The organism is Corynebacterium sp. KPL4015, assembly GCF_040225725.1.
Lineage (GTDB): Bacteria > Actinomycetota > Actinomycetes > Mycobacteriales > Mycobacteriaceae > Corynebacterium > Corynebacterium rhinophilum.
In genome coordinates this window covers 1-15,331 of the sequence record NZ_JBEHGF010000016.1, presented here as the reverse complement: position 1 = coordinate 15,331, position 15,331 = coordinate 1, and the positions used below count along the sequence as shown (strand labels likewise).

Below are 15,331 nucleotides of genomic sequence, written 5' to 3'. Positions count from 1 at the left end.
AAGATCAGAGAAATAATTTAGTAGTAGTAATAAGCGCTGTGGGATCTGTGATCAACGGGGTAAATGACAAGTTCAGCGCGGCGATCCGGGGTGTGCCAATTCTTGTGATCTTGCTGTGATCAACTGGCCCGGAGTGTGGATAAATATGCGGGTCATCGTTTTATCCACAGTCTTTAGTAGTTATCCACGGATCTGCACACAGTGCTGATCACAGGGGCGTCTGTGCTGGATAGGGCCTGTGGAATTTAAAACTGTGAGCAAAATCTACAAATTACATCCGTGAAATTACACAGGTGTGGATAACTCTGTGGATAGCTGTTTATATGACCCTTACTGGGACAAAAGCGCTGGTAGATGGATGTGGAAGGTGGGGGCATCGGCAAGCGCACCGCCTGCTTACAAAAATGGCGCCTTCCTGTTATTCAAGGAAGACGCCACCGGGTGGTTGTGTTTTTCTCTAGCCGCGACCGCGATTCTTGATGCGCTGGGTCAGGGACTGAATCTCGTCGTAGGTATTGCGCTTTTCCGTCATCTCTTTGCGGATCTTGCGATCGGCATAGATCACCGTGGTGTGGTCCTTGCCGCCGAATTGCTCGCCAATCTTGGGCAGCGAAAGCTCGGTCAATTCGCGGCAGAGGTACATGGCCAGCTGGCGGGCGTGGGCCACCGCGCGCTTCTTGCCGGCACCGCGCAGGGTTTCAACATCAATATCGAAGTATTCCGCGGTGACTTCCATGATGGAGGCTGCGGTAATTTGCCGATCAGCAGAATCCGGCGCAAGATCGCGCAACGCAATTTCTGCCATTTCCACGTTGATCGGCTCATTGACTAAGGACGAGTAGGCGGATACGCGAATGAGCGCGCCCTCAAGCTCGCGGATGGAGGATTCGAAGCGCGAGGCAATGAGTTCCAGGACGGAACGATCCACTTCAGTGCCATCGGCGGCGGCCTTCTTCATCAAAATGGCAATGCGGGTTTCCAGATCGGGCGGTTGAATATCCGTAATCAACCCACCCTCAAAGCGGGTGCGCAGGCGATCCTCCAGCGTGGTGAGCTGTTTTGGTGGGCGGTCCGAGGACAAAATGATCTGTTTATTGGCCTGGTGCAGCGCATTGAAGGTGTGGAAGAACTCCTCCTGCGTGGATTCCTTGCCCTCTAAGAACTGGATGTCATCCACCATCAAAATATCGAGGTTGCGGTAGCGCCGCTTGAAGGATTCCTGGCGGTCATCGCGCAAGGAATTAATATAATCATTCGTAAATTCTTCCGAGGACACGTATTTCACGCGTAGCCCCGGGTGCAGCACCTGTGCGTAGTTACCGGCGGCATGCAAAAGGTGCGTTTTACCCAGACCAGAACCACCCCATATAAATAACGGGTTATAGGCGCGGGCGGGATTTTCCGCCACCGCCACCGCCGCGCCATTGGCAAAACGATTCGATGAACCGATGACGAAGCTTTCAAAAGTGTGCTTCGGGTTCAGCGAGGTCTCCCGGTTGGGATCGTGCGCCGGGGCTTCTCGCGGAATGCGCGCGGCATTCGCAGATCCGCCGAACTCTGGTTGCTGGCGGTTATAGTCCTGCTGGTTGGTGTAGTGCTCCGCCAATTCATCCAGGCTTGCCGGGGCATGGCTGGACCGCCAATTAGGCGGGGTCTGACCTGCGGTGGGGTTGTGGTTTCCGCGGGCTGCCGACGCATCCGTTTGCTGGGGGCGAGAGACGTAATTTTGCGCGGAAGAAGAATCATTCTGCGCCGGCGGCATGTATTGTGCCTGCGGGTTGGGCTGGGAGGAAGGAGCCTGCGTGCTTGCCGATGCCCCTCCTGGTGCCGGCCCCGAATTCGACGGGTTGGCAGGTGGTTGTGGCTCCTGCGGGGTAGCTAAGGTAACGGCGAAGGAACACGGGCGGCCGAGGTGGCGGGTAAGGGCCTTGGAGATGTATCCGCCGAGCTCGTTTTCTACAACTTCTTTGGCGTTGACATTTTCCGCTGCGACAAGCGTGTAGCCTTCCACCATCATGATCGGGCGAACCAACTGCAGGTAAAGGCGTTGTGTATGCGAAAAGCTCGGGACCTCAGAGTTGGGTTGCTCGGATTGCGCGAGCAGATCATCGACGATCGCGCGCCAGACAGCTTCTAGGTTCGCTTGTGGTTCAGTCACAACGGGCTACCTTCAATAATTCTCTCGGGGACGGGTGGACAGTAAATAACAAATTCCACGGTGGATTCCACCGTGGTTTTCACAGTGGTTTTTATCGAGTCACCTCGATCTCCACAGAGTTATCCACAGGTGTGGAAGAAATAGTTATTCACAGCTTAGTGCATGGCTGTGGATAACTTGTGATAGACCACTTTATAGCGTTGTACTGCGGAAATGCTAAAACTCTCAAGTGGTTATTTAGAGTTATCCACAACGGTGCACGTGCTGTGGAATTCGATTCCTTAGTTCTACCGCCGCGAAGGCGGGTGTGTCTAACGGAAGATTTATACTTAAAATGCAGGCGGCTATAGACCATTGCGGTGCGAAGGATTAGCCGCAGCATGAGCGCCAAAACTGGCCTTCTAGCTGCAGGAAAAAACACTTATGTAATTTCGGGTGTACCCGAGTGTCGATTTGTTTCCGGCGGTTTAAATCACGTAATCTGGCATGGTCTATTGCAACAGAGAGTTGCGCGTGAACAGGACAGTGTCACTTCGCACTGGCAGGGCTTACCAGAGCTCGCCGAGCGTTTAGATAACAGTGACGCGTCAGGTTCATGGAATCCATTCATCAGTGGATGTGCTGCCGTTTTGTGGCGGCAGTATGTCCACGTACAACTTCAAGGAGAATTGACGTGGCAAAGGGTAAGCGCACGTTCCAGCCGAACAACCGTCGCCGTGCACGTAAGCACGGTTTCCGTACTCGCATGAGCACCCGCTCCGGTCGTGCAATTGTGGCCGCTCGCCGCAAGAAGGGCCGCGCAAAGCTGTCCGCATAAGTCATGCTGCCAGCCCACCACAAGCTCACATCGCCGCCGCAATTTCGACGGACGATGAAGGGCAGTCGCCGGCAGGGCACTCGCACCGTCGTCGTGCATGCGCGCGATACTATGAGTGCGAATTCCAATGGCACCATGGGCAATCCGGCCGAGATCGCGGCCACCGGGCCGCGATTCGGCCTCATTGTTTCTAAAGCCGTCGGGAATGCAGTGGTACGCCACCGCACCTCCCGGCGGCTTCGCCATGTGTGCATGACGCTCATCCCCAAGCTTCCAGCGGGCGTGGATGTAGTGATTCGTGCGCTACCTGCAAGTGCGACCGCTACCAGTGAGCAATTAGAAAAAGATATTACTAAGGCGCTGCGCAAACAATGGGATATTTAAATACCCGTGGGGAAGAAATTCCCGCAGCCTCCGGACTGGCTGCACCGCTGGTTAAAGCGGTTCGTTTCTACCAAAAGCATGTCTCGGGCCTTAAGATGGTATCAACCTGTCGGTTCGAACCGACATGCAGTGCTTATGCCTTAGAGGCGTTGTCCAAACACGGCGCGCTTAAAGGTACGGCGATGGCAATGGCTAGGGTGTGCAAATGTGGGCCCTGGCATCCGGGCGGATTCGATCCAGTCCCGGGACCGGTCACCAACAACAACTGAGGATTAAACACTCGTGCTTAATTTCATTTACTGGCCAATTTCGGCCGTTTTATGGTTCTGGCACTGGCTGCTATCCCTCGTAATGGATCCCGCGTGGGGCATTACGTGGATTTTGGCCATCGTGCTGCTGACCTGGACGCTGAAGGCGCTCATGGTCAAGCCCACCGTGAGCCAGATTCGCTCTTCGCGCAAGATGCAGGAAATCCAGCCTAAGGTGCAGGAAATCCGCGCGAAGTACGGCAAGGATCAGGCTCGAGCTGCACAGGAAATGCAAAAGGTCTATAAGGAATCTGGCGTTCGCCCGATGGCCGGCTGCCTTCCGGTCTTGGTACAGATTCCAATGTTCATTGGTCTTTTCCACGTGCTGCGCTCGTTCGACCGCACGGTTTCTGTAGCCGGCGGCATTGGACACCCCAGCGGCGAGCCGATGTCCATTGAGGCCAACGCCAATACCGCGAACTACATCTTCAAGCCGGAGCTCGTTCAGCAGTTCTTGGACGCCAAGATCTTTGGCGTTCCGCTGGTTACGAACCTCCGCCTGAACTCGCCCTTGGTGGAAGGCGTTACCACCACCACCCAGGCGGCGTTCATCATTGTGCCGATGATTGCCGTCATTGTGGTGCTGATGCACTTCAACGCGCGCATGAGCCTGAACCGCCAAGAAAAGCGCCGCGCCCAGGGCAAAACTTCCGCCCCGCAGGGCCAGAATGCGGAAATGATGCAGCAGCAGATGGCCATGATGTCCAAGATGATGCTGTGGGTCATGCCCGCAATGCTGATCTTCTCCGGCTTCATCTGGCCCATCGGTTTGTTGTTCTACATGCTGTCCAACACCGTGTGGACCTTCTTCCAGACCCGCATCATCTACGGCAAGATGGACCGCGAAGAAGAAGAGGAAGAGGCCGCTAAGATTGAAGCTAAGCGCACTACCGCTCCAAAGCCTGGCGCTCGCAAGAAAGACAACCGCACCAAGAAACAGCGGAAGAACGACAACTAAACAGCTACTGAGGAGATTCTCATAGTGTCCGAGATGGACCCGTCTGCAGTATTTGGCTCCCGCCTGCCGCTCGCGCAGGAATACCACGATTCGCTCGCTACAGACGGGTCCACTCGTGGTTTTATCGGCCCGCGCGAGGTACCGCGGCTGTGGGAGCGCCACATCTTAAACTGCGCCGTTATTGAACAAGTTATTCCGGAAGGCGCCACGGTTATCGATGTCGGCTCTGGTGCCGGATTGCCCGGCATCCCGCTGGCCATCGCTCGTCCCGATCTGCACATCACGCTCATTGAGCCGCTTTTGAAGCGCTATAACTACCTCAACGAGGTAACCGAAAAGCTGGGATTAGATAACGTCACCGTGTTGCGCGGGCGCGCCGAAGAAGGACCCATTAAAAAGGCAGTGGCCGGCGCGGACGTGGTGACCTCCCGTGCAGTTGCTCCCCTGGGAAAGCTGGCAAAGTGGTCTCTTCCCCTAGTACGCAAAGGCGGGGAAATGATCGCGCTGAAGGGCTCTTCTGTACACGAAGAGCTGGAGCGCGATGCCGCGGATATTAAGAAGGCCGGCGGCGGAAAAGCCGAGGTCACGACCGTTCACGGAACCACGATTATCCGTGTCCCGCGCGTGAACTAAAGTAGACGGCATGACTAATCCGCGCCTTATCACTATTGCTAACCAGAAGGGCGGCGTAGGTAAAACCACCTCCGCCGCCAACTTGGCCGCAGCCCTTGCTACTGAAGGCAAGAAGGTATTGGTCATTGACCTTGACCCCCAGGGAAACGCATCGACCGCCATGGGCGCGGAACATAGCTCAGGAACCGATTCCAGCTATGAATTGCTCTTGGGCGATTGCACTGCGGAAAAGGCCATGCAGGCTTCCCCGCATAATTCCAACCTTTATTGCATCCCCGCGACCATCGATCTTGCCGGTGCGGAAATTGAGATGGTATCTCTCGTGCGCCGCGAGTTTCGGCTTTACGATGCCCTCCATAACGGGTTCCTAGAAGAACACGGCTTTGAATACGTCTTTATTGATTGCCCGCCATCTTTGGGTTTGCTGACGATCAATGCCATGACGTGTGCGGAGGAAGTCATCATCCCTATCCAGTGCGAGTACTACGCACTGGAGGGCGTGGGCCAGTTACTGGGCAATATCACCATGATTCGCGAGCACCTCAATGAAGATCTGCATATCTCTGCGGTGCTCCTTACCATGTATGATGCACGTACACGTTTGGCCGAGGATGTGGCCGATAACGTCCGCGAGCAATTTGGCGCCGTTGTCATGGGCAACGTCATCCCGCGTTCAGTGCGCGTCTCAGAGGCGCCTGGTTACGGGACCACGGTGATTGATTACGCCCCTTCGTCCACCGGCGCACGGGCGTATCTCGCCGCGGCTCGCGAGCTCAACAGGCGCGGTGATTATCGCCCGCATCCCACCACGGGAGCGATTGGCGTGAGCCCCGAAATTTATGCGGAATTGGAAGGATAGGATTTCATGGCAGAACAAAAGCAAGGTGGCCTAGGCAAAGGCCTAGCCGCTCTCATCCCGTCCGGCCCCGACGCACCCACCCGCAAACCACGGCTGGGTGATTCCGCCGCAGATATTATCTTGGGAAATTCCACGGGAAGTAGTGAGCGCAAGGCACGCGGCGAGAAGCGCGTAAAGGGTGCTCCCACCATCCAACAGGGCTCTGGGTCCAAGTCCTCCAAGAAACGGCAAGCTACGCCGGCGGCAATCGGTGCGACTTACCGCGAGATTTCCGTGGGGGAAATCGTCCCCAACCCCAAGCAGCCGCGCACCGTTTTTGATGAGGATGAGCTCAGCGAGCTGGTTCACTCCATCCGCGAGTTCGGCCTCCTGCAGCCGGTCGTCGTCCGCCCCTCCGAGGAGGGCGGATTCGAGCTCATCATGGGTGAGCGTCGTTGGCGAGCCTCCTCCAAGGCTGGCTTGGCCACCATCCCAGCCATCGTGCGCGACACCAAAGATGACAACCTGCTGCGCGATGCCCTGCTGGAAAACATCCACCGCGTCCAACTCAACCCTTTGGAAGAGGCACACGCTTATCAGCAGCTCTTGGAAGAGTTCGGAGTAACCCAGAACGAATTAGCGGACCGCATTGGCCGCTCGCGCCCGCAGGTGACCAATATGCTCCGCCTGCTGCGGTTGCCGGTGGACGTGCAGAAGCGAGTCGCTGCAGGCACCCTTTCGGCCGGTCATGCGCGCGCTATCTTGGGCCTCGACGATAAGGAAGCGATGGACTACATCGCGGACCGGGTAATTTCGGAGGGCTTGTCCGTGCGTGCCACCGAGGAAGCCGTGACGCTATATAAGCGCGACGGGAAACCCGCGGAGAATAAGAAGAAGTCCCAGGTACCACAGCCGCAATTTTTCACCGAGTCGGCAGAGCGCCTCTCGGATCGCTTCGATACTAAGGTCACCGTGACCATGGGCAAGCGCAAGGGCAAAATGGTCGTAGAATTCGGCGACCAGGAAGATTTCGAGCGCATCATGGCGCTGATGGAGCGGGATAAATAATCTGCTCCTGTGGCAGGTTCCCCAGCTGCCTGCCACATTCGCAAAGTTAGTGCCCTCCTCTTTAGAGCGAGGGCACTATTTTTTAGAAAAGATGAAGTGGCCCTTGGCTTGTTCTTCCTCATGTTCGGCGCCAAGCGGAATGCCCTTGCGCTCGCGCAGGAGCAGGGCTGCAATAAATCCGACGATGCTTGCGGAGACAAGATAGACGGATACCGCAAAGGTCGTGCCCGTTGCTTCTACCAACGAAGCCGCGATCATCGGGGCGAAGGCACCGCCGAGAACGGAGCCGATGGCATAGGTAATCGATACGCCCGAAGCGCGAATGGATGCTGGGAAAAGCTCTGTATACATGGCAGATTGCGCACCGTAGGTTAAGCCGAGCCCAACCGTCAGGAAGATGAGGGCGGAATAAAGCAATCCCAGGGACGCCGTATTAACCAGCGGGAAAAGGGCCGCAGCGCCGATCGCTTGAATGACAAATCCGACGAGATACGTCGTGCGGCGCCCGATATAATCCGATAACCAGCCAGCGAAAAGCGTAAAGATGAGCCACGTGAAGGCCGATAGCGTGACGGCATTGAGGACATCGCCACGCGCGAGCGAGACCGGACCCTCGGGGTTGGTGGCGTAATTTTGGATATAGCCACCGGTGGTCATATAGCCCACGGTGCCGTTACCTGCAAAAACTAGGGCCGCGACGAGGACAAGCGGAAAATAGCGCTTGAACAAGATACCAATGGGGTTTGCCGCCTCGCGTTTCTTATTATCTGAGATCTCTTGAAAGACCGGTGACTCATCCACGCCGATGCGGATGGCATAGCCAATGATGACTAGGACGAAGGAAAGCAAGAACGGCACGCGCCAACCCCATTCAAGGAAGGCATCCCCTGGGGCGATGATATTCATGATGGAAAGCACGCCAGAGGACATCAGCAGGCCGATGGGGACTCCGATCTGTGGCCCAGCGCCAAAGAGGCCGCGCTTATCGTTGGGAGCGTGTTCAACTGCAAGCAGTACCGCGGAACCCCATTCTCCCCCGGCAGAGATGCCTTGAATGATGCGGAGGAAAATCAACAGGATGGGAGCCCATACTCCCGCCGTATCGTAGGTAGGCAGGAGGCCAATTAAAGTGGTGGCCCCACCCATGGCAAAAAGGGTGACCATGAGGACGAGGCGGCGGCCAAGACGGTCACCAAAATGGCCCGCTAGGAAGGCGCCAAGTGGGCGAAAAAGGAAGGATAGGCCCACGGAGGCGAAGGAGACGATGCTGGCTACCCCACCTTCTAAGGGGCCGAACATTACCTGGTTAAAAACTAGGCCGGCGACGGCGGCATAGAGAAAGTAGTCGTACCATTCAATCGCGGTTCCGATTGTGGTGGCAGCTACTACGCGGCGCGTTTCTTTTCTGGAAATTGGGGCGGAGGTTGAGCTGCCCATTATAGGAATCCATTCAATTAGTAGATATCAATAGCTTGGACTGATACTAATCGAATGAATTCTATTGGTGCAAGATAACGCAGTTAATCTTGCGCAGCGGCCAGTGATTAAGTCCGCTCTGTGCGCTCCAGCTTGTGCAGGCTAAGCCTGCTCCGCTTGAAGAAGCTCGGAGAATTTGTAGGTACCGGTAATGGCGGTGTCCTGCTCCATGAGGTACATGCGCTTGACGGCGATAACGATTGCTTCTGCAATATCGTCACGGCGCTTCGGGTTGGTAAGAATTTTGACGTCCTCAGGATTGGTGAGGTAACCCAAAAAGATCTGAACAACCGGCATCTGCGTCAGGCGCAAAAGATCCCAGGTGCGGCCGTGGTTAGAACAGTCCTGCAGATCGGTGCGCGCCACGATTTCACGCTGGATGAAGCCGGAAAGGGTTTCACCAATGAGTGAGGAGTTTCCGGATTCGGAACCAAAGTAGAACGTGGCTACGCCGTGGGCCTTCTCGTTGGGATAAGAATCGCACGCCAAAGAGATGACCATATCGGCATCAAAGGCATTGGCTAGCTCGGCACGGGATTGCACGTCCGCATCATCGGTGCGGGGGCGCGAAATAATGGTTTCCATGCCGGCGGCGATCATTCGGCCTTCGATGCGTTGGGTGAGATCCCAGAGGATTTCTTGCTCAGAAATATCACCAAAACGGCCCTTGACCGTGAAGCCGGAGTCCCGGCCACTTAGTGCAGGGTCAATGACCACGCGCTTGCCCGCCAACTTTGGACCAGCATTGCGCACACGCTCGCGCTCCAAAATATTGTGCGCCGAACCGCCGGTGATGCGGCGGCCGAGCAAGCTGAGCGCGCGAATGGTAGCCGGTCCACACACGCCGTCTTCCTGCAGCCCGCAATTGTGCTGGTATTCGGTTAAGGCAGCGTGGGTATTGCAGCCAAAATGACCATCGACGCGATCTTGATAGAAACCGAGCTCTTGCAGTTGTTGCTGCAATTGCGAAATGTCATCGCCCACCAATGGGTTGGTGGGTTCATAGCTCAATACGCGGCTGCCCAGGGTATAAGAGGCTTGGCGCAATTCGCGCAGGGTGAGATCGTCGATCTCTCCCGTTGGGAGGATGCCGCGCGATTGCTGGAATGCCTTGAGCACTTCAGCGAGATCGGCATCAAAGGTCTTATCAGTCTCGGAGTACTTCTGCTTTTTCCAGGCAGAGAGTTCGCCCGTGAAATCTGATAAGAGGCCAAGGCGAGCCAAGGTGGCGCGAGCTTCTGCTACGCGCACACTTGAATCACCAACCCGAAGAACGCGATTCACGCCTTTCACCCCTTCCACGGCCTAGGACTTTAGGCCGCATGGCAGATTTCCTACTCGGTAACTTTAGTAACAAGAGTAACAGCTATAGCTGCTTTTTCACTTGCGCCACGATGTCATCTTTAGAACGCAGGCCCACAAACTCGTCGACCTTTTCGCCGTTGTTGAAAATCAATACATTTGGAATGGACATGATTTGGAACATGGCGCCGAGGTTTCGTTCTTCATCGACGTTGACCTGGGCGATGGTGACTTCACCGTCGAGCTCATCTGCGACCTCTTCCAAGATCGGAGACAGCTTCTTGCATGGCCCGCACCATTCCGCCCAGAAGTCCACGACGACGGGTTTATCCGCCTCGATGACATCAGAACGGAATGTTTCAGTGGTTACCTTTTTGACGTTACTCATACTGAATCTAACGGTTTGCAGCCAAGAATTGTTCCGCATCCATGGCAGCGCGGCAGCCGGAACCTGCAGCGGTGATGGCCTGCTGATAGTGGTCATCTACCAAGTCACCGCAAGCGAAAACGCCAGGCAGAGAGGTCTTAGTAGAGGGCTGGTCAACCTCAACGTAACCATTGTCATTGAGCTTGACCTGGCCGTTGAGGAAGGACGAACGCGGATCGTGGCCAATGGCAACGAACATGGCGGTCACGTCCAAGGTGGAGGTTTCCCCAGTCTCAACGTCCTTGAGCTCTAGGCCGCCGACCTTGCCGTCATCTTCAAGCACGCGCTCGACAACCTTATTGGTTTCCCACTTAATCTGCTCGTTCTCCTGGGCGCGGTCCAACATGATCTTGGAGGCGCGGAAGTTTTCGGAGCGGTTCACAATGGTGACAGACTCCGCGAACTTAGTCAGGAAGGTAGCTTCCTCCATAGCGGAATCGCCGCCGCCGATGACGGCGATATTGTGGCCCTTGAAGAAGAAGCCATCGCACGTAGCGCAGGTAGAAACACCGCGGCCGGAGAGCTCTTCTTCGCCGGGAATGCCAAGGTGGCGTGGTGCGGCGCCGGTGGCGAGGATTACCGTGCGGGCTTCAAAAACCTCGTCGCCCACGTGGAGCTTTTTAATATCGCCCTCCAACTCGACGGAGTCGACGACTTCCATGCGCAGATCCGCACCAAAGCGGATTGACTGTGCGCGCATTTCTTCCATGAGCTCTGGGCCCATGATGCCCTTTTGGAAGCCTGGGTAGTTCTCCACCTCGGTGGTGTTCATTAATTCGCCACCGTATTCAAATCCCTCGAATACAATGGGGCTGAGTTCAGCACGAGCGGCATAAAGCGCGGCGGTATAACCGGCAGGTCCGGAACCTACGATGGCAACATCGTGGACGGTCATTGCTAACTCCCTAAAATCACAGTGTCATTTTGCGTAACGTCAAGAGTCTACCCGCCAGATTGCGAATCGTTCATATTGCAAAGGCTCGCCGCAGCGAAATTGATGCAAGAATGATGCGATATCGAGATGTAGTTAACCGATGGCTTCGCGCAGTACCTCCCGGGCGCGTGCCCGGCGAGATTTAACGGTCCCGGGCTTTACGCCCTGGGCGGTGGCGACCTCGTTGACGCGGAACCCGGCGACATCGGTAAGCATGAGGGCTTCGCGCTGGTCTTGCCTTAAAAGCTCCATGGCCTCGCGGACGACGAGCTGCTCGGCAAGGTTTTCAGATGGGTTATGCGCCAGCAGTGGATTGCGATCATCGGCAAAATCATCGCTATCGAGCGAGGCGTTTTCCCTATTAGCCCGGTGATTTAAATAGTCGTAGCCGGTGTTTTTCACCAGGCGGTGTAGCCACGTGCTTAAGGCCGATTCCCGCCGGTAGTTATGCAGATTGCAGCTAGCGCGCAGGAAGGCTTCTTGCACGACATCCTGCGCATCGTATTCATTCCTTGTATACCGCCGCGCCACGGTGGTCAGCCGCTTGCGGTGGCGTTCCACGATGGCGGAAAAGGCTTTATTATCCCCCTCGATAAAAGCATCAACTAATTCTTCGTCGCTGTGGTCAGGACTTAATGGCATCTGTAGATTCCCCCCGGATCAACAAGTGTTAAAGCAATTGTGACCCGAGGAGAACGCCGGCGCTAACCGGCGGCGGTACAGTTTATTGACCTTCTATTGTTGGGCGCGCACACGCAGGGTGCGGCGCAGGTGGTCGCGGCACTCCAGAAGCACGCGACGCAGCGCACCCGGCAGATCCTTGTGCAGGAGATCCGTGGTAGCGGACTCCGCCATGGAAGATTCCGGGTAGAGGCCGCGGATCAGCCGGTTGGCTATCTCTATCGGGTGGTTATCCCAGATGTCTTCGACGCGGCGGAAGAACTCTTCGGCGAAATCTTCTTGCAGCTTTGCCGAGCGTGGGGCATTGAAGCCTGCCAGCAGGGCATCGACCTCCGCATTGGAATATTCCTCTGGCGTCAGCGCGCTATCGAAGGCGGCCCGCTTGGTCTCCGGCGTGGGGAAGGCGTGGCTAGCGCCCAAGAATTCGGCGGCGCCGGTCAGCGTATTATCGCGCTGCTTTTCTGCTTTCAGCTCAGCCAGTTCGACGGCGTCGCGGGCGGCCAGGGCGCGCAGGATGGACCAGCGGATTTGCGGATCGAGGCGCAGGCCCTCCACCGTGCCAGCGAGCAGGTCACGCAGGCGCTCGGTTCCGGAGGCCTTAGGCGTTGCGGCCAGCGCGGCAATGGCGGTGCGGGCCAGAATGAGCTGCGCATCGGAGCCTGGATCCGCAGTGCCGAGCTGTTCCCACAGCGCATCGGCGAATTCGGCGCGCACCTGTTCGCGGCGGTCTTCGGCCACATAGTGCTGGATGGCAAAGTGCGCATTGCCGTAGGCGGTGGTCAGCAGCGTGGCATTGGTCTCTGCGGGCGCGTGCTTGGCGACGACCCCCACGTACTCCTCCGCAGTCCACTCCCCGTCCCTGGTGAGGTTCCACAGCGAGGTCCAGATGACCGCGCGGCTGAGCCCATCCTGGACCTCGGAGAGGTGATCTTTGATGGTGGCAAGCGAAGCATCGTCGAAACGGACCTTGGTGTAGGTGTGGTCGGCATCGTTAAGCAGCAGCAATGCCGGGGCCTTCTCCCCCGCTGCCTCATCCACGATGGTGCGGTGACCACCGGTGGGAAGGTCGATGTCGAACTCGCGGTACTTGTTCAGGCGGGCATCAAAAAGCGCCACGCTCAGGCGGTGCGGGCGGGTCGTATCCTCGGCCTCGGCGTTCACCGCGAGCTCGGTAATCTTCTCTCCCTCCGTGTGCAGCTCCGGGGTGAGGGTGTCCGGACCCCAGGTGCGCAGCCACGCCTTTGACCAGGAATCGAGGTCACGGTCAGTGTGCTTTTTCAGGGCCGTGAGCAGGTCATCGAAGGTGGCCGCGGCAAACGCATGCTCCTGGAAGTAATCCCGCGCACCCGCGTAAAAGTGATCGCGTCCCACGTAGTGCACGAGCTGCTTGAGCACCGCCGCGCCCTTGGCATAGGTAATGCCATCGAAATTCTGGCGCGCGGCATCCACGTCTGGGATCTCGGCCTTGATGGGGTGTGTGGTGGGAAGCTGATCCTGCAGGTAAGCCCAGTTTTTGCGCTGGCCGGCGAAGTTGACCCAGGCCTCTTCGTAGGCGGTGGCGTGCACGGAGGCATCGGCGCCCATGAACTCGGCAAAGGACTCCTTGAGCCAGAGGTCGTCCCACCACTGCGGGGTGACAAGATCGCCGAACCACATGTGGGACATCTCGTGCAAAATGGTATTTGCGCGAGCGGCCTTCTGGCTGCGCGTGGCCTTAGAGCGGAAGATATAGCTTTCCGTGAAGGTCACCAGGCCCGGGTTCTCCATCGCGCCGAGGTTATATTCCGGAACGAAGATGGAATCGTACTTGCCCCAAGGGTAGGCAAAGCCGAAGTTCTCGTGGAAATAGTCCATGCCCTGCGCGGTAAGCTCCAGGATTTCCTCGTCTAAATACTCAAACATGGAGGCGCGGGCAAAGGCGCGCAGCTGCGCGGAGTGACCTCCATCCGGCGAGATCCAGGTGCGCTCCTGATACTTATATGGCCCAGCCGCAAAAGAGGTGAGGTATGTAGAAAGCGGCGGGGTGGGCGCAAAACGGACCGTAGCATTGTCCCCGTGCTCCTCGCGCTCAGCCTCCGGCTGGTTGGAGAGGATCTGCCAGTCCTTCGGCGCGGTCATGGTGACGTGGAACGGCGCCTTGAGGTCCGGCTGCTCAAAGCAGGGGAAGATGCGGCGGGCATCGGAAGGCTCGAGGTGAGAGTACAGATAGGTCGCGTCATCGGCCTGGTCGTGCATGCGGTGCAAACCCTGGCCCGTGCGCGAGTAGCGCGAGGCGCCAGTGACCTCAATCGTCAGCTCCTCCCCCACCGGTAGCCCGTGGAGGCGGATAAGGCTGCCATCAAAATCGACGTCCTGCGCCTGACCGTTAACCGTTACCTGCTCTACCGATTCTCCCAAGTAGTCCACGAAAAGCTCGGGCTCGGTGGTGGTGAGCTCTATGCGGCTCGTCGCGCCGAACGTGGGGCTTTCCTTCACCTGAGATAAGTCCAGGTGCAGGTGGTATGCCCACAGGTCTACTGCTGCGGCGCGCTCCTGAAGCAGCTCGTGCTGGGTTTTATCGCGTTGTGTCGTCATAGTTAGAAACTATAGTTACCGCAGTGAGAGATTTAACGAGATATCGGATGTGAAAACGATAAATGGAGTGTTGTGCTGCCGGGCTCAGCTCTCACTTTCCCGAGATTCGATAATCGCGATAGCAGCGAAAATAAGGTATACGATCAATAGCGAAAATAAGGTATACGATCAATGCGCCAGCCGTGGCATAGCTAAACGATGCCATTGCGGAACTTGAAAGGCTCTCCCTGAGCGCAAAGCCCACAGCTGACACAATCCCGAAAGTTATCGCAATGGAATCAACGGCAAGTGGAATCGTCGCCTTATAGTGATGAATCTGCCACGCGGTGACCGCCGTTCCACAAAGCAGGCCAATAATCGCAAATGCATTGTCTTGCATGTACATAGCCCACAGAGACGAGGAGAACGCTAATATCCCCAGCGATGCGTAGGTGAGGCCCCGTGAAGTAGTGGCCTTTTTCATGGTGTTCTCCTTGCGTCTCGTCCCGGCAATCAAGATCTGCTCGATCATTCGCGTAGGCGCAGACTCACACATCAAATCCGCGTACCTAAGGGAGGTGTACACCATCATTATTGCATGCTAGGAGCAGAGGAAGGGTGAGTTTGCTCTGGTATGGGCCCGTGCCACCCTAGCGCGGGCGCAGGCTTGAAAGCCTTGGGCAGGGAATATGACTAAAGCCCGCGGCCGGGCGGCGATGAACTGCTCCCCATTAGTTGGACTGAGAAATCAGTTACCGACTAGTGGGGAGTAGTTTTCTTTGAGAGTACGAAGT

The 15,331-nt window shown here is 56.8% G+C and carries 15 protein-coding genes; 7 read left to right on the top strand and 8 right to left on the bottom strand.

Annotation, left to right across the window (positions count from 1 at the left end):
* Positions 1-457: 457 nt before the first annotated feature.
* Positions 458-2,158, bottom strand: coding sequence for a chromosomal replication initiator protein DnaA (dnaA, locus tag ABRP64_RS07245; protein WP_349865981.1), 1,701 nt, complete (start codon positions 2,156-2,158; stop codon positions 458-460).
* Positions 2,159-2,831: 673 nt separating this feature from the next.
* On the opposite strand from dnaA, the gene rpmH reads away from it, so the two are divergent.
* The 7 genes from rpmH to ABRP64_RS07210 are packed head-to-tail and all read left to right on the top strand — an operon-like array spanning position 2,832 to position 7,164.
* Entirely contained in the window at positions 2,832-2,975 is a 144-nt protein-coding gene (rpmH, locus tag ABRP64_RS07240) for a 50S ribosomal protein L34 (RefSeq protein ID WP_005275994.1), read from the top strand.
* Between the two features lie 3 nt (positions 2,976-2,978).
* Positions 2,979-3,359 (top strand): ribonuclease P protein component, encoded by a 381-nt coding sequence (rnpA, locus tag ABRP64_RS07235; RefSeq protein ID WP_034653281.1) that lies wholly within the window; start codon positions 2,979-2,981, stop codon positions 3,357-3,359.
* Positions 3,347-3,628, top strand: a complete 282-nt coding sequence (gene yidD, locus ABRP64_RS07230) for a membrane protein insertion efficiency factor YidD (RefSeq protein ID WP_349839157.1) — start codon at positions 3,347-3,349, stop codon at positions 3,626-3,628. Before rnpA ends, yidD begins: the two co-directional genes overlap by 13 nt.
* Before the next feature lie 13 nt (positions 3,629-3,641).
* Entirely contained in the window at positions 3,642-4,625 is a 984-nt protein-coding gene (yidC, locus tag ABRP64_RS07225; protein WP_284785355.1) for a membrane protein insertase YidC, read from the top strand.
* A 33-nt stretch (positions 4,626-4,658) separates the two neighbouring features.
* Complete coding sequence (gene rsmG / locus ABRP64_RS07220; protein ID WP_034659477.1) at positions 4,659-5,258, top strand: 16S rRNA (guanine(527)-N(7))-methyltransferase RsmG; 600 nt, start codon at positions 4,659-4,661, stop codon at positions 5,256-5,258.
* 10 nt (positions 5,259-5,268) lie between these two features.
* Positions 5,269-6,117: a ParA family protein gene (locus tag ABRP64_RS07215; protein WP_023024597.1), complete on the top strand. Its 849-nt coding sequence runs from the start codon at positions 5,269-5,271 to the stop codon at positions 6,115-6,117.
* Between the two features lie 6 nt (positions 6,118-6,123).
* Positions 6,124-7,164: a ParB/RepB/Spo0J family partition protein gene (locus ABRP64_RS07210; protein ID WP_349865979.1), complete on the top strand. Its 1,041-nt coding sequence runs from the start codon at positions 6,124-6,126 to the stop codon at positions 7,162-7,164.
* A 75-nt stretch (positions 7,165-7,239) separates the two neighbouring features.
* Here ABRP64_RS07210 and ABRP64_RS07205 read toward each other — a convergent pair whose 3' ends face one another.
* From ABRP64_RS07205 to ABRP64_RS07175, 7 genes are all read right to left on the bottom strand, one after another.
* A complete protein-coding gene (locus ABRP64_RS07205) occupies positions 7,240-8,601 on the bottom strand; it encodes an MFS transporter (protein ID WP_284770787.1) in 1,362 nt (453 codons plus the stop codon).
* A 141-nt stretch (positions 8,602-8,742) separates the two neighbouring features.
* A complete protein-coding gene (locus ABRP64_RS07200; RefSeq protein WP_349865977.1) occupies positions 8,743-9,924 on the bottom strand; it encodes an N-acetylmuramoyl-L-alanine amidase in 1,182 nt (393 codons plus the stop codon).
* An 82-nt stretch (positions 9,925-10,006) separates the two neighbouring features.
* On the bottom strand, positions 10,007-10,330 hold the full coding sequence (trxA, locus tag ABRP64_RS07195) for a thioredoxin (protein ID WP_005280453.1): 324 nt from the start codon (positions 10,328-10,330) through the stop codon (positions 10,007-10,009).
* A 7-nt stretch (positions 10,331-10,337) separates the two neighbouring features.
* Complete coding sequence (gene trxB, locus ABRP64_RS07190) at positions 10,338-11,264, bottom strand: thioredoxin-disulfide reductase (RefSeq protein ID WP_005275966.1); 927 nt, start codon at positions 11,262-11,264, stop codon at positions 10,338-10,340.
* 132 nt (positions 11,265-11,396) lie between these two features.
* A complete protein-coding gene (locus tag ABRP64_RS07185) occupies positions 11,397-11,945 on the bottom strand; it encodes an RNA polymerase sigma factor (RefSeq protein ID WP_005275963.1) in 549 nt (182 codons plus the stop codon).
* 93 nt (positions 11,946-12,038) lie between these two features.
* The gene (gene pepN, locus ABRP64_RS07180) at positions 12,039-14,558 is read right to left on the bottom strand and encodes an aminopeptidase N (RefSeq protein WP_284770790.1); all 2,520 of its coding nucleotides are present in this window, start codon (positions 14,556-14,558) and stop codon (positions 12,039-12,041) included.
* A 91-nt stretch (positions 14,559-14,649) separates the two neighbouring features.
* A complete protein-coding gene (locus ABRP64_RS07175) occupies positions 14,650-15,021 on the bottom strand; it encodes a hypothetical protein (RefSeq protein WP_284770791.1) in 372 nt (123 codons plus the stop codon).
* Between the last annotated feature and the right edge of the window lie 310 nt (positions 15,022-15,331).